This is a genomic window from Streptomyces yatensis, from assembly GCF_018069625.1.
Taxonomy (GTDB): Bacteria; Actinomycetota; Actinomycetes; order Streptomycetales; family Streptomycetaceae; genus Streptomyces; species Streptomyces yatensis.
This window is the reverse complement of the sequence record NZ_CP072941.1, coordinates 7,949,239-7,968,441: the sequence shown is the minus strand read 5'-3', so window position 1 is coordinate 7,968,441 and position 19,203 is coordinate 7,949,239. Positions and strand designations below refer to the sequence as shown.

The following is a 19,203-nucleotide window of genomic DNA, read 5'->3' as shown; positions in this document are numbered from 1 at the left end:
CTCCGCCGCGCGGCCCGCCGCAGGCGCCAAGACCCGCCGGACACCCCCTCAGCGCACCCAGCCCTGGAGCGGCTCGGTGTCCAGCGTGACGCCGACCGGCCCGGGCAACGTGAGCGGCTTACCGAACGGCACGGTCTTGGTGCTCTCGTACCGGACCCCGTCGGGCTCGCTGAACACGGTGACCTCACCGGCCTCCCGGTCGACCAGCAGATACACCGGGATGCCCGTTTCGGCGTAGGCGCGCGGCTTCTCGACCCGGTCCCTGCGGTCGGTGTCGGAGTCGTAGGAGGTGACCTCCACGACCATCAGGACGGGACCGGCGTCGGCCCACTCCCCCTGGCCGACGAAAGCGTCACTTTGGGCGAGTGTCCCGTCGGGGCGCGCATGGCCGTTGCGGTACGTCTCGACCTTGAGACCCTGGTCGTGCAGCCACAGGTCGGGATGGGCCTGAATGCAGATCCTCGCCAGCCACTGGATGATCCGCCCGTGATCGCCGTCCGGCACCGGCGTGACCCCGATCTTCCCGTTGATGAACTCCCACCGCACTCCCTCCGCCACGCGAGCCGCCAGCCGCGCGTACTCCTCGAACTCCTCCGGCAGCATCTGCGGACGATCGTGGGTCGCGGTCATGACCGGGAGCCTCCTTCGGGTGCGGTGCGCTCTCAGCGTAGTCGTTCTCAGGGGCCACCACCTGTGAGGCTGAGGTGCACACATGGTGACAAGGCGAGCCCACCCGACACGGTCCGCCTCGCCCCCGCGACCCTGCGCTGATCTCACCGGAGCCGACCGGAGTGACATCTGTCCCGGGGTGGATCATCAGATCCAGGTGGGCACGTGCCCCTCGGTGTAGCGGGCGCCGAAGCCGCCCAGAGGCAGGATCTCGTCGATGGCCTTGAGGTCGGCGTCGGTGAGGGTGAGGTCGGCGGCGCCGGCGTTTTCCTCGATGCGCTTCGGGCTGCGGGTGCCGGGGATCGGCACGATGTGCTCGCCCCGGGTCAGGAGCCAGGCCAGGGCCAGTTGGGAGACGGTGGCACCCTTGGCCGCCGCGAACTCGGCGAGCCGGTCGACGGCTTCGACGTTCTTCTCGAAGTTGCCCGGCTGCCAGCGCGGGTCGACGTTGCGCATGTCGGTGGCTTCGTACTGGCCGGCGGGTTTGGCGGTGCCGGTGATGAACCCGCGGCCGAGGGGGGAGTAGGCGACGAAGCCGATACCGAGTTCGTCCAGGATGGGGAAAAGCTGCTCGACGTCCCGTTCGAACAGGGAGTACTCGGTCTGCAGAACGGAGACCGGCTGCACGGCGTGCGCCGTGCGGATCGTCTCGGGTCCGGCCTCGCTGAGGCCGAAGTACGTCACCTTGCCCGCTTCGATCAGCTCCTTGACGGTGCCCGCGACCTCCTCGATGGGCACCTCGGGGTCGACGCGGTGCTGGTAGAAGACGTCGATGTGATCCACGCCGAGGTAGTGCAGGCTGTTGTCGGCGACCTTGCGGATGTTGTCGGGCCGGCTGTTGAGGGCGCCGCCGATCTGCTCGGGAGGCACGGACATGTCGACACCGAACTTGGTGGCCAGGACCACGTCGTCGCGGAAGTCCCTGACCGCCTTGCCGACCAGGATCTCGTTGGATCCGGTACCCCAGCCGTACATCTCGGCGGTGTCGAAGAAGGTGACGCCCAGGTCGTGCGCGCGGCGGAGGGCGGCGACGCCGGCCTCCTCGTCGGTGGGTCCGTAGGCCATCGTCAGGCCCATCGCGCCGTAGCCGATCGCCGAGACCTCCAGGCCCTGGCTTCCCAGTGTCCGGTGCTGCATGACGCACTCCTTTGAAGAGAACTGAAAGGTGGTTTATGCACGAAGAGTGCTTTCACGGACCGTTGTGTCAGTGCGTTGCGGCGGTCAGTCCGGCACGGTGGATGCGGGTGTGCTCGGCGACGCGCCGGCCGAGGTGGCGAGCGGTGTTCAGGTCCGCGTCGTGGACCGCGGGGGTGTCGTTGAAGCTTTGCGCGCCGGCGCCGAGGTAGAAGCCGAGGCGGTTGTCGTCCTGGGGGCTGGATGTGGTGGTGTTCCAGCCCGGCAGGAGGTTCAGGCTGACCCAGAGCATTCCGTGCTGGGCCGCCAGGAGCGAGAGGTACTGGAGGGTGTGCAGCTTGTCGCCGCTCATGGAGCCGGAGTTGGTGAATCCCGCCGCGAGCTTGTCGCTCCAGGCGCGGGTCATCCACCGCTTGCTGCTGGCCTCGGCGAAGGCGTGGAACGCCCCCGACGCGGTGCCCATGTAGGTGGGGGTGCCGAAGATGATGGCGTCCGCGGCGTCCATCAGTTCCCAGTCGGCGTCGCTGAGGGAGGCGACGTCCACGCTGTGGACGTGCGTCCCGGCGATGGAGCGCGCGCCGTCGGCCACGGCCGTGGCGATCTGCGCGGTGTGGCCGTAGCCGGAATGCGACGCGATGACGATCGAGATATCGGACATGGGTGTTCCTCTTCTTCTGCCGCGATGGCGGCGTGTTCGGTGGTGGTGCAGGCGGACGATGAGCTGCCCGCCGCGGCGGTCGGCCGCACTGCTCCACGGGTCGGGGACCGGCGGCCCAGGCCAGGGTGTGGCGCATGCCCGGGTGTCGCGGGCATGCGCCGGCCACCATCGGCATGGATCGCCGTTCCGCTTTAGACCGTACCACCGATAGAGCGACGCTACGCAAAATGAGATATCGTTGTTCCATGAACGAGGGACGACGCGCCGCGCGGCGCCAGGTGCTCCAGGTGGCCGCCAAGCTTTTGGAAGAGGGTGGCAGCGAGGCGGTCTCCACACGCGCTGTCGCCGCAGCCGCGGGCATCACGGCCCCCGCGCTGTACCGGATGTTCGACGACAAGGACGGACTCCTGGCCGAGCTGGCCGCCTACGGGTTCGAGATGTACCTGGCCGAGAAACGGGAGGCGCTGGCGCTGACCCCCGACGACCCGGTGGCAGACCTCTACCGCGGCTGGGACCTGCACGTCGACTTCGGAGTGCAGCACCCCGCGTTCTACATGCTCATGTACGGCACGGTGCAGCCCGGGCGGCGGCCCCCGGCCGCGGACGAGGCGCACGCCCTGCTGGTGGGACTGCTGGGCCGGGCGGCCGACGCCGGGCGCCTCCGGGTTCCGGTGGAGCAGGCGACCCGCGTCATCCACGCGGCGACAACGGGTGCCACGCTGGCGCTGATCGGCGAAGAGTCCTCGGAGCGTGACCTGACCACTTCGACACGGCTGCGGGACACCGTGATCGCCTCGATCACCACGGACTCGCCCGTCTCATCCGGGTCGGACCTGGCCTCGCGCGCACTCGCCCTCGATGCCGCACTCGGAACCGCGCTCACCACCGGGCCCCCGGCCGCGGGCACCGGGGTACCGCTGCGAGACACGGAGACGGCTCTGCTGCGCGAATGGCTACAGAAGCTGGCAGGCTGAACCGGCCGCCTGCTCCGCAGGCGGCCGGGGCGATCCCCCAACACGACCGGCGCATGCGGGCGAGCCCATCCGCGGGGTGATACTGGCCCCATGAGCAGCCACGAGTTCGTGCGGGCCCGGGCCGGGCTCGGGCAAGGGCTCGGCGGAATGGTGGTGACCGCCGTCGGCTACCGCTCCGAGGGGATACCGCCGACGCTGCACCGGGGGCTGCCCTCCCCCTACCTGACGCTGATCTTCTCGCTGGAGGGCCCCGTCGTCGGCGGCGTCACGCCCGAGCAGGCGCGGGGGCCCGGCGCCTCGCGGACCGAGATCGTCGTCGGCGGTCTGCACCAGCGGCCCGCGTATATCGCCCAGGGCGGGAGCGAGACCGGGGTGCAGCTCGCGGTGCATCCGCTGGCGGCGCGCACGCTGCTGGGGCTTCCGGCGGGGGCGCTCGCCTCCGGCGACGAGCTGGTCACCTCCGGGGCGGAGGTGCTGGGAAAGCGGGCCGCCGAAATCCGGGAGCGGCTGTGTGAGCAGCACACGTGGGAGGACCGGTTCGCCACGCTGGGCACGTATCTGCGGGAGCGCGCGGCGGCGGGCGAGGACGGGGCGCCGGTGCGCAGCGAGGTCGCCGAGGCGTGGACGTGGCTGGCCCGGCACCGGGGGGCCGGGACGCTGACCGGCCTGGCCGAGCATGTGGCGCTCAGCCCACGCCGCCTGACCAGCGTGTTCCGGGCCGAGACGGGGCTGAGCCCCAAGCAGGCGGCGCGGCTGATGCGCTTCCAGCACGCCAGGAACACGGTGGTGCGGTCCGTGGCGGTGGGCCGGGCACCGGACCTGGCCCGGGTCGCCGCCGACTGCGGCTACTTCGACCACTCCCACCTGGTGCGCGACTTCCGTCAGTACACCGGGGTGAGCCCGACCGCCTGGTTGGCCGAAGAGTGCCGGAATATCCAAGCCGGGGGGCAGCTCTACGGCGAAGAGTAGAGCGTATGAACACCGCACCGAACCAGCAGCAGGAGCAGCAGAAGCAGTCGCGTGATCCGGCCGTATGGCCCACGTTCCAGGCCCATGACGCCATCGCCCTGATCGACTTCCTGGTCGACACGGTCGGCTTCCTGCGCACGGCCGTCTACCACGACGAAGACCGCGTCGCCCATGCCCAGCTCGACTGGCCGGAGGGCGGCGGCATCATGCTCGGCTCGTACGACCCGGCCACCAAGAGCTGGTGCCTGGAGCCGGGCACCTTCGGGGCGTACGTCGTCACCGATCACGTCGACGCGCTGTACGAACGGCTCACGGCGGCCGGTGTGCGGGTGCTCCGGCCGATCGAGGACCAGCCGTACGGCAGCCGTGAGTTCGCCATCGCCGACCCGGAGGGCAACAAGTGGTCCTTCGGCACCTATCGGGGTGAGCCCCGGCCCGCCGAGTGATCGTTTTCCACCCTCATTCCTCCAGGTAGTGGAAGCCCGGCCGGGGGTGCATCAGGAAGTCGTGGTGCGAGATGTTCCACGCGTACGCACCTGCCATCGCGAAGGCGACACGGTCCCCGACCCGTAGCTCCTCGACCGGGATCCGGCTGGCCAGCACATCCTTGGGGGTGCAGAGCTGGCCGACCAGCGTGACCGGCTCCGCCCGTACGGCCGGGCGCGCCCAGGGCCGAGTCCAGGTGTCCCCGGGGTCCCCGGTGTTCCCGGTGTTCCCGGTGTTCCCGGTGTTCCCGGTGTTCCCGGTGTCCATGGGGAGCACCTGGAAGGGCTGGTCGTGCTGTTTGGTGGCGGGGGTGCGGAGGTGGTGGGTGCCGCCGCGCACCACCGCGAACGCCTCGCCGCCGCTGTGCTTGATGTCCAGCACCTCGGTGACGTACCAGCCGCAGTGGACGGTCAGCGCCCGGCCGGGCTCGATCCGCAGGGTGAGGCCGGGGTGGCGGAGGGCGAGGTCCGCCATGCCCTGGCCGTAGGCGGCCCAGTCGAAGCGGCGGTCGGGGTGGGCGTAGTCCACGCCCATCCCGCCGCCGACGTTCACCTCGGTGAGGCCCAGCCCGTGGCGTCCGGACAGCTTCGCCGCCCAGTCGGCGATCGCGGCGGCGACGGCGACCTGGGCGGGGGCGTCCAGGCCGCTGGCGAGATGGGCATGGATGCCGCGCAGCCGCAGGGGACTGCCGGAGTCCGCCGAGAGCAGGGGGAGGCAGCGCTCCACGGCCTCGGGGTCGAGGCCGAAGGGGCTCGGGCGGCCGCCCATGGCGAGCGCCGCGCCGCCCAGCTCGTCACCGGCCACCGGGAGATTGACGCGCAGAAGGACGTCCACGGCCGGGATCCCCGCGTCCTGCGCCACCCAGGCCAGCAGCCGCAGCTCCTGCTCGCTCTCCACATGGAACCGCTCCACGCCCAGCGTCAGCGCCCGCCGCAGCTCCCCCTCCGTCTTGCCCGGCCCGCCGAAGGCCAGCGGCGCCCCGGGTACGGTCGTTCGGACATGCTCCACCTCACCGCCGGAGGCGACCTCGTACCCGGTGACGTGGGGCGCGAGCGCCTGGAGGACGGCGGGCGCCGGGTTGGCCTTCGCGGCGTAGTACAGCTCGAGGCCCGGCGGCAGCGCGTCCCGTACGGCTCGCGCGTGGGCGCGGAGCGCGGCCAGGTCGTAGACGTAGGCGGGGAGGTCGTCGCCGGTCAGCTCCGTGGCGAGGGTACGGACGGCAGGGGTGATCAACGGCTGCTCCTGGGGTGGTGGATGGCGTGGGCTTCTTCGGACACGTGAGCTTCTTCTGACACGTGGGCCGCCTCCGACACGTACGCCGCCTCGGACACGTACGCCGCCTCGGACGCGTGCGCCGCCTCCGACACGTACGCCGCCTCGGACAGCAGGGCGGAGGCGAGCGGGCTGGCGATACGGACATAGCCCGCGTGGCGGTCGGCCCGACGAGCCCAGCGGGTCAGGAGGTTGGCCTTGGCGGGCAGCGGCACACCCGCCACGAGGGCGCGCAGCGCGGGCGGGTGGTCATGGGCCGCCGAGCGCTCGCACAGCACCCGGCGGACCGCCGACCACAGCGCGGGCTCCAGGCGCGGACAGCGGTCGGCGAGGGCGGCCACCATCTCGGCGATGTGGTTGACCAGCAGGCAGTACACCACCCGGTCCCAGCCGCGCTCGCGCTCGTACGTCAGCGGGCGGGCCACCGCCTCGGGCAGCGCGGCGAGCGCGGCGGTGTGGCGCTCGGGCACCAGCTTGGTGCCCTCCAGATCGCGGAAGAGCACCTGCCGGGGGGTGCCGTCGGCGGGATCGACGCCGATGACGACGTTCTGGAGGTGGGGTTCCAGGACCACGCCGTGATCGAAGTAGGCGGCCAGCACGGGTGGCACGAGAAGGCCGAGATACGCCTGCCACCACGCGGAGAGCCGGTCGGGGCCGACATCGGGGAGGAGCCGGGAGATCTGGGCGCCGCTGGTCGGGTACTCATCGGCGACGGCCGCCGCGAGCAGCGCGGTCAGCCCCGGCCGCAGCCGGGCGGCCAGCCCTTCGCGGACGATCACCCCGAAGCCCTCGATGAGCTGCTGGTCGCCGCCGAGGTCCAGCGTCCGGTAGGCGGGTTCGCGCAGCAGCTCACAGCCGGGGAAGCGGGCGGCGAGATCGGCGGCGACCGGCTCCAGGAGACGGGTCAGGGCGACGGCGCCGGACAGCTCGTAGTCGGCGTTCTTGCGCAGGCAGTTGGTGATCCGCACATTGAGGCTGAACTTGAGGAAGTCCCGGCCGTCGTAGAGCGTGCGGACGGATGCGGTCGGCGCGAACTCGGCTCCTCCGGGCCCGAGGTCCAGCACGTCGCCGCGGGCGATGGCCGCACGGAGCAGTCGGTGCTCGCGCAGCATCGCGTACTGCCAGGGGTGGGCGGGCAGCAGTCGGTAGCCGTCGGGGACGGGGGCCTGCCGGTCGAGCGCGCCGAGGGCTCCGGACTGCTGCGCTGACTCGCCGTGGACGCACTCCTGGCCGACCCGCTCCTCGCGTACGTACTCCTGGCGTACGGCGAGGTGGTGCAGCGGAAAGCGCGCCCCGGCCTCGGGGGCGAACCGCGCCCAGGAGTCGGCGCTGCCGGTGCGGGCCTTGGGGGTGGGGTGGAAGCGGTGACCGAAGAGCAGGGACTGTTCGGAGGCGAGGTAGGGGTCCGCGACGACACCGCCGTCCCGGCCCTCCAGAGCCTCCAGGGCCGCCAGGGCCGCCGTCATGCCCGCGTGGCTGGAGGCGACCTGGTCCAGGAACTCGTCGTTGTGCACCCCCGTGCGCAGGTGCAGCTCCCGGCGGATGCGCTCGGCCAGCTCGCGCCAGGACACCTCGGTCCAGCCGCCCTCGCGCTGCTCGCTGACCGGCCCGGTGAAGCGGTGCGCCCCGATGAGGGAGGTGCGCCGCAGCCCGACACGCAACAGCACCCCGCAGCGCGGCAGCCTCAGCCGCAGCCACCCATCGGCCACGACGGTCTGGTGCTCCGGCCCCGACACCTCACGGAGCAGACAGTTGAGCAGGGTGTGGGCGGTGGCGTGGTCGGCGGAGGCCACGGTCGCGGCGGGCGAGGAGGTCATGGGCATGGGGCGGCTCCAGCGGGTGCGGAGGAGAGAGGGGCAGGGGGCAGGAGGGGGCTGGCGGTAACGGCAGAAGGGGCTTGGCGGTAACGGCAGGAGGGGCGCGGCGGTCATCTGCCGCTTCCCCGCAGCAGGTAGTTGGGCCCGGTGCCGTAGTGCTTGTTGATGTCCGCGGCGCCGGAGCGCTCCTTGGTGAACAAGGTGCCGGCGGTGACCATCGCCTTGACCGGCAGCCGATCCGCGTCCAGCACCCGTCGCCGCAGTACCGCGGCGGCGGCACCGGGCCGGGTGACGGCGAGCCGGTCGACGGCGTCGGCGAGCCGGTCGCGCAGCCGCCGCAGCAGGGTGTCGAGCGGGGCCCGGCCGAGGCGGGCGAGTTCGAAGAGGGGGGCGGCGGCGCACAGATGGACGGTGATGGTGGTGAACACATCGGCCACCGGCCCGTCGCCGGACGTCAGGATTCTGCGGTCGTCGAATCCGCACAGATCGGCGGCCGGTCCTCCGCCGACCATGGCGGCGAGCCGTATCGCGTGGACGCGCGGGCCGTCGTGGTCCTTGATGAGCAGCCGCAGCCGGGGCACGGCACCACCGTTGTCACCCCCGCTCTCGAAGACCAGGGAGATGTTCTGCTGATGGGACTCCAACGCGATGCCGTACGCGAAGAGGGTGGTGTGGAAGTCGAACAGCAGGGTGAGGTAGTCGTCGAGCAGGGCGAGGACGTCCCCGCTGTAGTGGCGCGCGGCGAGCCCGTCGATGACGAGCGTGCCGTCCGGGGCGGGGGCGAGCAGCCCGGCCAGCGGCACGATCGTGGCGTTCTCCAGACCGGGCGGGTAGCGGCGCACGAGCGTGGCCAGCAACTCGTGTCCGGCGTGGAGGTGGGTGGTCTCGTCGGCGAGCAGCACGGTCGCGCCGAAGCGCGGCTCGCGCGCGATCACCGCCTCCAGCAGGCGCTGCGCCACCTCGCCGTCGATCAGCGTGCCGGGTTTGACCGAGCGGCGGTTGCGCATCCCCAGGGTGGAGGTGGTGAGCGGCAGTTTGAGGTGGACGAGGGGGTCGTCGGCGAGGTCGTCGGCGACGGCCACGGTCCGCATGGAGAGTGTGGGCCGTACGTCCAGCAGCGGGCGGTCCGCGAGCCGGGCCTCGCCGTCGAGCCCGGCCGCGCGGAGCGCGGCCTCCAGCGGGCGGCCGACGGTGAGCGGATGCACGGGGAAGGCCAGCCGCCCGCGTTCGCCGGAGGACCGCCGCCGCCCGCTGTCGAGACCGAGTTGCGCGGGCGTCGGCCACCAGCCGGGCAGCCGCGCCGGGTCACCGGCGACCGCTTCTCGGGGGAGGACGAGCCAGCGCAGCGGGAAGGTGGGGTGGAACTCGGGGGCATGGGCGCGTAATTGATCCTCGGTGAAGACGGCCCGGCCCCGGCTGGTCGGGTAGACCGGGTGGTCCCGGAAGGCGGCGAGCGTGTCGTACGCGACCGCCCCGGGCATCCCCGTCCACGGCCGCCCCTCGCCGTGGCGTGCGGCCAGCTCGGCGACGACGCCGGGCCGGATGCGGGTGTGCAGCCGCATGGCGTCGAGCGCCTGTCGGCACTCGGTCACGAAGACGTCGTACAGCGGCCGATCCTCGTCCGGCACGGCGGCCCGCAGACGCGCGAGGGTGGGGACGAGCCCGGTGAGCGGCCGTTCGGCCGGGGTCCGGGCACAGTCCCCGGACTCGCCGGCCGGGGCGGACGCGGACGGCGGTTCGGCGTCGGCCGGTGCCGGTTCGGCGGAGGCCGGTTCGGCGTCAGCCCGATCGGCACCGCCGGGTTCGGCATCGGCGCGATCGGCGTCGCCCAGTTCGGCGGAGGCCCGCTCGACACCACCCGAATCGGCCGAGGCCGGTCCGGCCGGGGCCGGGCCGGACGCGGACCGCGACTCGGCCGGGGCCGGTTCAGCGCAGGCCCGTCCGACCGGGGCCGGTTCAGCGAGGGCCCGTTCGGCACCGCTCGGTTCGGCCGGGGCCGTTTCGGCGTCGGCCCGTCCGACGGGGGCCCGTTCGGCGTCGGCGCGATCGGCGTCGGCGCGATCGGCGTCGGCGCGATCGGCGTCGCCCAGTTCGGCGGAGGCCCGCTCGACACCACCCGAATCGGCCGAGGCCGGTCCGGCCGGGGCCGGGCCGGACGCGGACCGCGACTCGGCCGGGGCCGGTTCAGCGCAGGCCCGTCCGGCCGGGGCCGGTTCAGCGAGGGCCCGTTCGGCACCGCTCGGTTCGGCCGGAGCCGGTTCGGCGTCGGCCCGATCGGTCGAGGGGCATTCGGTAGTCGCGGGAGCGCATAGCCGCAGGGGTCGGCGGCGGGTGCGGATATCGCACTGGAAGCCCTCGGGTTCCACCGGGAGCAGCACGCTTTCGCCCCCCTCGAGCGCGATGCGCAGCCAGTCGCCGTCGGCGCGCCGTTCCGGGGTGGCGCGGCTGCGCAGCTTGTAGGCGTCCTCTCGGAGGAGCGTGTCGAGCACCCGTCCGAGAAGCTCCTCTTCCTCTGTCACACGATCTCCCATCGGTGGGCCGCGAGGAACTGCGCCACCGCCGCGTCGATCCGCCCCTGGTCGGTGCCGGTGGCCCGGAGTACGCCGAGGAAGTCTCGATTGGTGCGGTGGAGCGGGTGTTCCTCGCCGACCCCGCGCAGCGGCCGGTAGTCCAGTCGTACGCCGCCGCGCTCGGTCACGCTCGCCGGAGGGGCGGAGGCGAGCCGCCCGGCGCGGTCGGCCAGGACGTACTCCATGCGAACCCTGCCGTCGGTGCGCGCGCCGAGGTCGTCCGGCAGCGGCTCGCCCAGGTGCGTACGGAGGATGTACTCGAAAAGGGGGATGCCGAGGAGTTCGGCCAGGACGAGGTCGCACTGGTCGCCTATGGCACGGTAGTTGACCTCGATGAGGCGGGCCCGGTCACCCTGGACGACGTACTCGGTGTGGCACACGCCGAAGCCGACGCCCAGCGCGCGCAACTGTGCCAGCACCTGATCGGTGTGCGGCTGCGGGGGCGGGGCGGGCAGCAGGTGCAGCCGTTCCTCGATGAAGTGCGGGGGCGGCGAGAGTTCGGTGCGGAAGCCGCCGAGGACGTGGAGGGTGCGGCCGTCGCCGAGGGTTTCGAGGGTGCGCAGCTCGCCGTCCAGGAACTCCTCGACGACCAGGGCCGCTCCGGGCCGCCGGGCCCGTATCTCGACGCAGCGCCGGACGAGTTCGTCGGCGTCGGCTACGAGGACGACGTCCTCGCTGGCCACGCCCTCGCGCGGTTTGACCACGCAGGGGTAGGGCGCGTCGAGTCCGGCGAGGGTGGCGGGTTCCTGTCCGGTGGCGAGTTCGGTGGACCAAACGGGGTCGGCCGACCAGACGAGGTCGGCGGACGAGGCAGGGTCGGCGGGGGCGGTGGCGGTGGCGTCCGGGCTCGCGGCGGCGAGGGCGCGGCGCAGCTCGGCCTTGTTCTTCGTGCGCAGCGCGGCACGCCAGTCCTTGCCCGGGAGGCCGAAGTACTCGGCGGCGAGGGCGGCCTGGGTCTGGAGGTGGTCGCTGTTGGTGAAGACGGCGTCGGGGCGGCCGTCGGCGGCGATACGGCTGATGACCTCGGCGAAGTCCCGTACGTCGCAGGGGACGATGCCGAGCGCGGGGAACGCGTGGTCCTGCCGTCCGTTGCCGTAGGCGCGTTCATGGGCCTCGGGCTGGTCGGTGAGCAGCGTGACCGCCAGCCCGAGCCGGGCCGCCGCGGGGAGGAAGCCCTCGGTGACGGAGTCGGTGGGATTGAGGGCCAGGAGATGGAGCCGAGGCGGCGGCGCGGAGGCCGCCTGGGCGGCCGAAGGGGCCGGGACCGGGGCGGCCGAGGAGCCCCCGAGGGCAGGGGAAGAGGACGGCCGTGACGCCGCGTCGAGATCATTCTCGTTCACGGCCCGAGATTAGGTTAGGCATGCCTAAGACCGCTAATTCGACGTGCCGGTCCGCCCGTTTGGCCCTGATTAGCCGTCAACAACCATCATCGGACGGCGTCAACGGGGTAGCCCGATCCGGCGATGACGGACCCGACGCGCGGCGAGCCGCTCGTCCGGGTCCTGGGCGCGGAGGGCGGCGAGTTCGGCACCGAGGAGATGGCCGAGGCGGCTGAGGAAGGCGTCGGGGGCGCGGGAGGCGTCCCCGGCTTGCGAGGTCTCCGGCGCCCCGGAGGCAGCCTCGACCTGGGAGGCGTCCCCGACGCGGGAGCCATCCCCGACGCGGGAGCCATCCCCGACGCGGGAGGCGTCCCCGACGCGGGAGCCATCCCCGACGCGGGAGGCGTCCCCGACGCGGGAGGCGTCCCCGGAGTCGGAGGCGTCCTCCTCCACAAGACGGTCGACGATGCCCTGGGCGAGGAGGTCGGCGGAGCGTACGCCCTGGCGGGCGGCCACCTCGTACGCCCGCTCCGTCGTGCGGTGGAGGATCGCGGACGCGCCCTCCGGCGGCAGCGGCGACAGCCAGGCGTGGCGCGCGGCCACGACCCGGTCGGCGGGGAGCAGCGCGAGCGCGGCGCCGCCGGCGCCCTGGCCGAGCAGCAGGCAGAGGGTGGGCGCGGGCAGGGTCACCATGTCGGCGAGGCACCGCGCTATCTCCGCCGCGAGCCCGCCCTCCTCGGCCTCGCGGCTGAGCGCGGCGCCGGCGGTGTCGATGACGGTGAGCAGCGGCAGCCCGAGCTCGGCGGCGATGTGCATCCCGCGCCGCGCGGTCCGCAACCCCGCCGGGCCCAGCGCCTGCCCCTCCCCCGGCCCCTCGGACGTGTCGCCTTCGCGGGCGCTGCGCCGGTTGTGGCCGAGGACGACGCAGGGCGTCCCGCCGACCCGAGCGAGCGCGAGCAACAACCCGGGATCGTGCTCCCCGGCCCCCGTACCGCTGAGCGGACTCACGTCCTCGGCGGCGACCCGCAACAGATCCCGTACCCCGGGTCGCTCGGCCCGCCGCGAAGCCCGTATCGACACCTCCGCCGACGGCGCGACGGCCTCCGGCCCCGCGTCGTCGGACGCCGCGTTGGTCCCTCCGGCCCCGGCGAAGGCGGCGGACCCGACCTGATCGTGGGCGGACCCCACACCCCCGGCCGCCTCCGGCGTGGCGACGCCACCCGCGCCCCGTTCGGCGCCGCGCCCGGCAGGCGCCACGTGCCCGTGGACGACGGACGAGGGCCCGGCCTCCGCGTCCCGCCGCTCCTCGGCCCCGGCCCCGGCACCCTCGCCGCGCGCGGCAGTTCCCTTCGACTCCGCGCCGCCCGCGCCGCCCGCGCTACCCGCGCCGCCACGCCCACTGCCGGTCGCGGCTGAGGGGCCGCCCCCGGCCGACGAACCCTCGCGCCGCTCCGGTGTCCCGCCGGGCGCATCACCCGGCGTGCCGGACTTCGCCTCCGCGGCGGGCCCGGCTGTGCCGCGGGCGGCCGCCGATGCGCGCGGGGCAGCCGCATCGCCCGCCGCCCGTGCTGCGCCCGGCGCCCTGGGCGCGGGCTCGATGGAGGACTCGGCTGCATCCCCGCGCCGCCCGGGCCCCTCCGCCGCTGGGGCGGTGGAGGGAGCCGGGGCCACCCCGGGGCCGGAACCCGGGGCCGTCCCGAGGCCGGAGGCCGTGGCGGGCCCGGAGCCGGAACCCGCCGCGGTCCCAGGACCTGAGGCCGTGGCGGGCCCGCCCGCGCAGAGGACTCGCAGCACCCGTGCCGCCACGCCCGACAGGCGACTCATCGGCAGCACCGCGTCGATCAGGCCGTGGTTCATCAGGTTCTCGGCGTTCTGCACACCGGGCGGAAACTCCTCCCCGTACAGGGCCTCATGCACCCGCGGGCCCATGAAGCCGATCAGGGCGCCCGGCTCGGCGGCGGTGACATGGCCGAGGGAGCCCCAGGAGGCGAGGACGCCGCCGGTCGTGGGGTGGCGGAGGTGGACGAGATACGGCAGGCCCGCCGCCTTGTGGTCCGTGATCGCCGCGGCCACCTTCACCATCTGCAGAAACGCGACCGTGCCCTCCTGCATCCGGGTGCCGCCCGACGCCGGGGCCGCGAGCAGGGGCAGCCGTTCCGCCGTGGCCCGCTCCACGGCCCGTACCAGCCGCTCCCCCGCGGCGACCCCTATCGAGCCGGCCAGGAAGCGGAACTCGCAGGCGACCAGCGCCACCCTGCGGCCCTCGATACGGCCCTCACCGGTGATGACCGACTCGTCCAGCCCGGTGCGCTCGCGTGCCCGCTCCAGGTCGGCCCGGTAGTCGGGGTCGTCCGTGGTGATCTCCACCGGTTCGTCCCAGCCGTGCCAGCTGCCGGGGTCGACGATGGCCTCGATCAGCTCACGGGCCGAGGCGCGAGAGGCGCCACGGGAGGCGCCCGCGCCGCCCGCGCCGCCGGAGCCGCCGGAAGAGTTCGTTGCGGTCATGTGGGTCACCCTTCCACGCCACCGACCCCCCGCAATCATCGGCGAGCGATCACCTCGGGTACCCCCGGAACCGGCCCAGTCTCAGCTCTGCCTGAGCTGCTCCTTAACGGCGCCATAAGACCGGCGGGAGAGCCGTTGGGCGGGGCTAGCGTGCTGCGCGTCACCCCCCAACCGCGTGACCCCCGACCACGTCACTCCAACCGCATGACCCCGACCACGTCACCCCCAACCACACACCCCCCAACCGCGTGACCTCCCAGCGCGTCCCCCACCGAAGGAGTCCCCGACGATGACCGCTCGTGCGACCGCTCACCGCAGAACCGCCCGGCTCGCCGTGCTCGGCGTGGTACCGCTCGCCCTCACGGCGCTGAACGCGGACCCGGCCACCGCGCACGGTTCGATGCAGGACCCGGTCAGCCGGGTGTCGGCGTGTTTCGCGGAGGGGCCGGAGAGCCCGGACTCGGCGGCCTGCAAGGCGGCCGTCCAGGCGGGCGGCACCCAGGCGCTCTACGACTGGAACGAGGTCAACATCCCGGACGCCGCCGGGCGCCACAAGGAGATCATCCCGGACGGAAAGCTGTGCAGCGCGGGCCGCGACAAGTACAAGGGCCTGGACCTGCCGCGCGCCGACTGGCCCGCCACCGCCATGACGGCCGGTGAGCACACCTTCACCTACCGGGCCACCGCGCCCCACCGGGGCAGCTTCGAGCTGTACGTCACCAAGGACGGCTACGACCCGACCAAGCCGCTGACCTGGGCAGACCTGGAGGCGGAGCCGTTCGCCAAGGTCACCGATCCCACGCTGAAGGACGGGAGTTACGTCTTCACGGGCAACGTCCCCGACAAGTCGGGCCGCCATCTGATCTACAGCGTCTGGCAGCGCTCGGACAGCCCGGAGGCGTTCTACACCTGCTCGGACGTGACCTTCGGCGGAGGCGGAGGTGGGGCCGCGGCGGCCAAGGGGGCGGGGACGAGCGCGAGTTCCGCACCGACCGCCGCCGCGCCCAATGACGCGCAGATAGCGAAGGGCGCCGAGAAGTCGACCGTCGATCACCACGGCCACGGCGGTGACGACGGCGCCGAGGCCCACCACCAGCCGAAGGCGGCGGACGGGAAGGGCACGGAGGGGAACCAGCCCGAGGCCAAGAGCGCCAAGGTCATGGCCGCGAACGACGAACCGCGGGACGGCAGCGCCGCCGACGGGCAGCGTCTCGCCGAGACCGGGGGCGACGGATCCACCGCTCCCATGGCCATCGGCGGCGCCGCGGTCCTCGCCGCCGGCGCGGCCGTGCTGTTCGCCGCCGCCAACCGCCGCAAGGCCGTACGGCGGGGCCGCGGCTGAGGCTGAGGCCGTAGGCAGTAACGGAGGCTGAGGCCGTAGTCACAGCCGAGGCCGTACGTCACCGCGGCCGATCGAAGCGAGCCGGTTCCGGGGAGGTTGACGGCACCCCCGGGACCGGCTCTTCCCCTTTCCCCCGCCTCGTTCTCCTCCGTCTTGCGGCTCCCCCGCCTACGCCTCCTCGTCGGCCAGCGCCGCGTCGAGGGCCGCCGTCAGGCGCTGCACCCGGGCCTGCAGGTCCACCGCCTCCTCCAGGCCGAGGCCACTGGCCTCGATCGCCTTCAGGGGTACGCCCTGGGCGCGCTCCTTCAGCGCCGTCCCCTCCGCCGTCAGCCGGACCGTCACCGAGCGCTCGTCGTGTGCGCTGCGCTCGCGCTGGACGAGTCCGGCCGTCTGCATCCGCTTGAGCAGCGGCGAGAGGGTACCCGAGTCCAGCCGCAGGAACTCCCCCAACCGCTTGACCGGCATCTCCCCGTACTCCCAGAGCACCAGCATGGCCAGGTACTGCGGATAGGTCAGCCCCGTGTCGCTCAGCACCCGGCGGTAGAGGCCGTCGAAGGCGCGGGAGGCGGCGTGCAGGGAGAAGCAGAGCTGCCGGTCGAGCCGGAGCAGTTCATCGGCGGACGGCGGCTCGGGGTCGGTGCTCCCGGTCGTGGGGTCGGTGGTGCGGTCGGACTGGTGTGACATGTGTCCAGCGTACCCTTTAGTTGTGCACAACTTAATTGTGTGCTGTACTTCTGCTCGAAGGCGGGGCCACCCCGAGCCCCCGCCTCACCGACTGCCTGAACACGAGAGGGATGGTCTTCATGGACGCGATCTACACCGCGGTGGCCACTGCCAACGGACGCGACGGCCGGGCCGTGAGCTCCGACGGACAGCTCGATCTGCCGCTCGCCATGCCGCCCGCCCTCGGCGGCAACGGCCAGGGCACCAACCCCGAGCAGCTCTTCGCCGCGGGCTACGCCGCCTGCTTCGCGTCCGCGCTCGGCCTCGTCGGCCGCCAGAGCAAGGTCGACACCAAGGACATCTCCGTCACCGCCGAGGTCGGCATCGGCAAGGACGAGGCGGACGGCGGCTTCGGCCTCAAGGTGACGCTGCGCGTCGAGCTGCCGAGCGACCTGGAGAACGAGACCGGCCGCAAGCTGGTCGAGCAGGCGCACCAGGTCTGCCCGTACTCCAAGGCGACGCGAGGCAACCTCGAGGTCGAGCTCGTCGCCGAGTAATGCGGACGACGGCCGGACCGGTCGGCACCGGTCGGCACCGGCGGCCCCCTCACGGGGCGCCGGTCACGCCAAGGCGCCTTCGAGGTTCGCGGCCATGCGGCTCAGCACCCGTACCGTCTCCAGGTACTGGTCGTCCGTCAGCCCGTCCATGAGCCGCCGCCGGGTGGCGCCGACCCGCTCCGCCACGGCGGCGTGGCCGTCGGCGCCGGGCGGGGTGAGGGAGTAGGGGCCGCGGTCGGCGGCGCGGGTCACCCAGCCCCGGGATTGGAGCGCCTCCAGCGCCTCCTCCAGGGTGATCGCGCCCTCGCCCCAGAAGGGCCGGAGCGCCTCGGCGAGCTCATCGGCGCTTCTGGGGCCCGCGGCGAGCGAGTTGAGCACCTGCCAGTGACGCCGGGCGAGGCCACTGCCGGCCAGGGCGCGCTCGAAGTCCGCGTCGATCAGCGCGTCCAGGTGCTTGAGCCAGTATCCGATCGGCTTCATCGAACTCCCCGTTCCTGATTGCGTGTAGAGATTGCATGTAAGATGACAAGTAGATGTCATCGATTATGCAATACGGAACGAGGGGCGACAACGTGGCCGACAACGCCGAGCGACCCGCCGACGCCGTCGAACGGGCCATGGTCGCCATCCGCCGCAGCCAGAGCAGACGGTCACTGGCACGGCGCGCGGGCCGACCCGCCCTCGGGGACGCCTCGTTCGACGTACTCGACGCCATCGAGGCGGCGGAGCAGAGCGGGACCCCGCCCACCGTCTCCGACATCGCCGCCGCCCTGGCCGTCGACCAGCCCCGGGCGAGCAGACTCGTCGCCGGGGCGGTCGAGGCCGGGCTGGTGCGGCGGGAGGCGGACCAGTCCGACGGGCGACGCGCCCTGCTCGTACGGACCGAGGCAGGGCGCGCCATGACGGATGAGGTGCACCGCTTCCGGCGCTCCGTATTCGCGGAGGCGATGGAGGAGTGGCCGGAGGCGGACCGGGCGGAGTTCGCACGGCTGCTGACGCGCTTCGTGGACGCGCTCGGGAGCCGTCCGCCGCGCTGAACCCCGTCCTGCCGCCCGGCGAAGAGCGACCACGCCGCACGGCGAAGAGCGACCACGCCGCACGGCGAAGAGCGACCACGCCGCACGGCGAAGAGCGACCACGCCGCACGGCGAAGAGCGACCACGCCGCACGGCGAAGAGCGACCGCGCCGCACGGCGAAGGGTGACCCCGCCACCCCGCTCGGGGCGGCGGGGTCACCCCCTTTGTCAAGCGTCAGTCGTCCGACGCACAGGTGGTCGGGGTGGCGTGATCCGGATCGAGGGCATTGACGGCCTCATGGAAGGCCAGACCGTCGGTCAGCCCGATGGCCAGATGCTCGGAGATGTCGGTCGGGCACAGATCCTGGATCACCACGTTCTTGACGTTCGGACCGGAGAGGAACTGTGCCCGGTAGGGGGTGGCGACCTCGTCGTACTTGGTCGCGATGACGGTGTAGCGCACCCCGGGGACGGTGTCGCCGCCCTCGTTGAGGCGCCGCAGGAAGTCCGAGCCGACCACCTGGTCCATCAGCCCCGGGGCGCCCATGGCGATGAGATCGCCGACCCCGGGGAAGTAGTCCAGCAGCTTCGTCAGCCCGGACAGGGTCGTGCCGTGGTTGGTGGGGGCGATGCCGACCAGGGCGTTCACCTTCGGCGCGCCACCGAGGAACTTGAGGTAGTAGCGGGGCATCATCCCGCCCTGCGAATGCCCGACCATGTCGACCTTGGCGGCGCCGGTGGCGGCGAGCACCCGGTCCACATGGGTGGAGAGCTGCTTCGCTGACTGGTCGACCGCCCCGAGACCGTGGAAGAACGGCACGACGGGCAGTTGGCCGTAGTCGAGGGAGAAGACGCAGTAACCCCGTTTGACCAGGTAGGGCGCGAAGCCGAGCCAGTTGTCGACGGAGTTGCCGAGAGTGCCGTGCACCAGGACGACGGGGCGGGGGTGTTGGGCCGAGGGCTTGCAGGAGTAGTCGTTCCAGCCGCTGCTCACCCCCTGCGACGCGGTGTCCGTGGCGAGCGCGGCGGTGGGGGTCGCCGTGGTCGCCGCGACCGCGAGGGCCAGGGCGGGCAGTAACGTACGGGGCTTGGTCTGCGTGGACTTCGCGGTCTGCGTGGTCTCCGCGGACTTCGCGGACTTCGCGGTCTTCCGGAATCGCCGGATACGCCTCCAGGGCAGCATCACATGAACTCCTCGCTGGTGGGGGAGAGAGTCGCGCTGAGGGTGCGCTGACGGTGCGCTTGCGCTGCG

Annotated in this window: 17 protein-coding genes; 6 read left to right on the top strand and 11 right to left on the bottom strand. The window is 72.9% G+C overall.

Annotated features, from left to right (window positions below):
• Positions 1–48 precede the first annotated feature (48 nt).
• The 3 genes from J8403_RS33295 to J8403_RS33285 form a co-directional block, all read right to left on the bottom strand.
• A complete protein-coding gene (locus J8403_RS33295; protein WP_211126385.1) occupies positions 49–630 on the bottom strand; it encodes a Uma2 family endonuclease in 582 nt (193 codons plus the stop codon).
• A gap of 186 nt (positions 631–816) precedes the next feature.
• Positions 817–1,806, bottom strand: coding sequence for an aldo/keto reductase (locus J8403_RS33290; RefSeq protein ID WP_211126384.1), 990 nt, complete (start codon positions 1,804–1,806; stop codon positions 817–819).
• A 67-nt stretch (positions 1,807–1,873) separates the two neighbouring features.
• On the bottom strand, positions 1,874–2,461 hold the full coding sequence (locus tag J8403_RS33285) for a flavodoxin family protein (protein WP_211126383.1): 588 nt from the start codon (positions 2,459–2,461) through the stop codon (positions 1,874–1,876).
• 245 nt (positions 2,462–2,706) lie between these two features.
• Between J8403_RS33285 and J8403_RS33280 the strand changes: the two genes are divergently transcribed.
• The 3 genes from J8403_RS33280 (at position 2,707) to J8403_RS33270 (ending at position 4,850) form a co-directional block, all read left to right on the top strand.
• Positions 2,707–3,435, top strand: coding sequence for a TetR/AcrR family transcriptional regulator (locus J8403_RS33280; protein WP_211126382.1), 729 nt, complete (start codon positions 2,707–2,709; stop codon positions 3,433–3,435).
• Between the two features lie 90 nt (positions 3,436–3,525).
• The gene (locus J8403_RS33275; protein ID WP_211126381.1) at positions 3,526–4,404 is read left to right on the top strand and encodes an AraC family transcriptional regulator; all 879 of its coding nucleotides are present in this window, start codon (positions 3,526–3,528) and stop codon (positions 4,402–4,404) included.
• Between the two features lie 5 nt (positions 4,405–4,409).
• On the top strand, positions 4,410–4,850 hold the full coding sequence (locus J8403_RS33270) for a VOC family protein (protein WP_211126380.1): 441 nt from the start codon (positions 4,410–4,412) through the stop codon (positions 4,848–4,850).
• Positions 4,851–4,863: 13 nt separating this feature from the next.
• Here J8403_RS33270 and J8403_RS33265 read toward each other — a convergent pair whose 3' ends face one another.
• From J8403_RS33265 to J8403_RS33245, 5 genes are all read right to left on the bottom strand, one after another.
• Complete coding sequence (locus tag J8403_RS33265) at positions 4,864–6,123, bottom strand: type III PLP-dependent enzyme (protein WP_211126379.1); 1,260 nt, start codon at positions 6,121–6,123, stop codon at positions 4,864–4,866.
• The gene (locus tag J8403_RS33260) at positions 6,120–7,985 is read right to left on the bottom strand and encodes an IucA/IucC family protein (protein WP_211126378.1); all 1,866 of its coding nucleotides are present in this window, start codon (positions 7,983–7,985) and stop codon (positions 6,120–6,122) included. Before J8403_RS33260 ends, J8403_RS33265 begins: the two co-directional genes overlap by 4 nt.
• A gap of 104 nt (positions 7,986–8,089) precedes the next feature.
• A complete protein-coding gene (locus J8403_RS33255; protein WP_425519847.1) occupies positions 8,090–10,498 on the bottom strand; it encodes an IucA/IucC family protein in 2,409 nt (802 codons plus the stop codon).
• A complete protein-coding gene (locus J8403_RS33250; RefSeq protein WP_211128560.1) occupies positions 10,495–11,757 on the bottom strand; it encodes an ATP-grasp domain-containing protein in 1,263 nt (420 codons plus the stop codon). The genes J8403_RS33255 and J8403_RS33250 overlap by 4 nt, the downstream gene beginning before the upstream one ends.
• Positions 11,758–11,988: 231 nt before the next feature.
• Positions 11,989–14,373 carry a carboxyl transferase domain-containing protein gene (locus J8403_RS33245; RefSeq protein ID WP_211126377.1) on the bottom strand — a complete coding sequence of 795 codons (2,385 nt, stop codon included), beginning with the start codon at positions 14,371–14,373 and terminating at the stop codon, positions 11,989–11,991.
• Positions 14,374–14,662: 289 nt separating this feature from the next.
• Between J8403_RS33245 and J8403_RS33240 the strand changes: the two genes are divergently transcribed.
• Positions 14,663–15,715, top strand: a complete 1,053-nt coding sequence (locus J8403_RS33240; protein ID WP_211126376.1) for a lytic polysaccharide monooxygenase auxiliary activity family 9 protein — start codon at positions 14,663–14,665, stop codon at positions 15,713–15,715.
• Between the two features lie 168 nt (positions 15,716–15,883).
• On the opposite strand, the gene J8403_RS33235 is transcribed toward J8403_RS33240, so the two are convergent.
• Entirely contained in the window at positions 15,884–16,399 is a 516-nt protein-coding gene (locus tag J8403_RS33235; RefSeq protein WP_246586105.1) for a MarR family winged helix-turn-helix transcriptional regulator, read from the bottom strand.
• 119 nt (positions 16,400–16,518) lie between these two features.
• On the opposite strand from J8403_RS33235, the gene J8403_RS33230 reads away from it, so the two are divergent.
• Entirely contained in the window at positions 16,519–16,935 is a 417-nt protein-coding gene (locus tag J8403_RS33230; RefSeq protein WP_272934578.1) for an organic hydroperoxide resistance protein, read from the top strand.
• 63 nt (positions 16,936–16,998) lie between these two features.
• On the opposite strand, the gene J8403_RS33225 is transcribed toward J8403_RS33230, so the two are convergent.
• Entirely contained in the window at positions 16,999–17,415 is a 417-nt protein-coding gene (locus tag J8403_RS33225) for a MarR family winged helix-turn-helix transcriptional regulator (RefSeq protein WP_211126374.1), read from the bottom strand.
• A gap of 92 nt (positions 17,416–17,507) precedes the next feature.
• Between J8403_RS33225 and J8403_RS33220 the strand changes: the two genes are divergently transcribed.
• Entirely contained in the window at positions 17,508–17,972 is a 465-nt protein-coding gene (locus tag J8403_RS33220; protein WP_211126373.1) for a MarR family winged helix-turn-helix transcriptional regulator, read from the top strand.
• Between the two features lie 214 nt (positions 17,973–18,186).
• Here the strand turns inward: J8403_RS33220 and J8403_RS33215 are convergent, their stop codons facing one another.
• Complete coding sequence (locus tag J8403_RS33215; protein WP_246586104.1) at positions 18,187–19,134, bottom strand: esterase/lipase family protein; 948 nt, start codon at positions 19,132–19,134, stop codon at positions 18,187–18,189.
• Between the last annotated feature and the right edge of the window lie 69 nt (positions 19,135–19,203).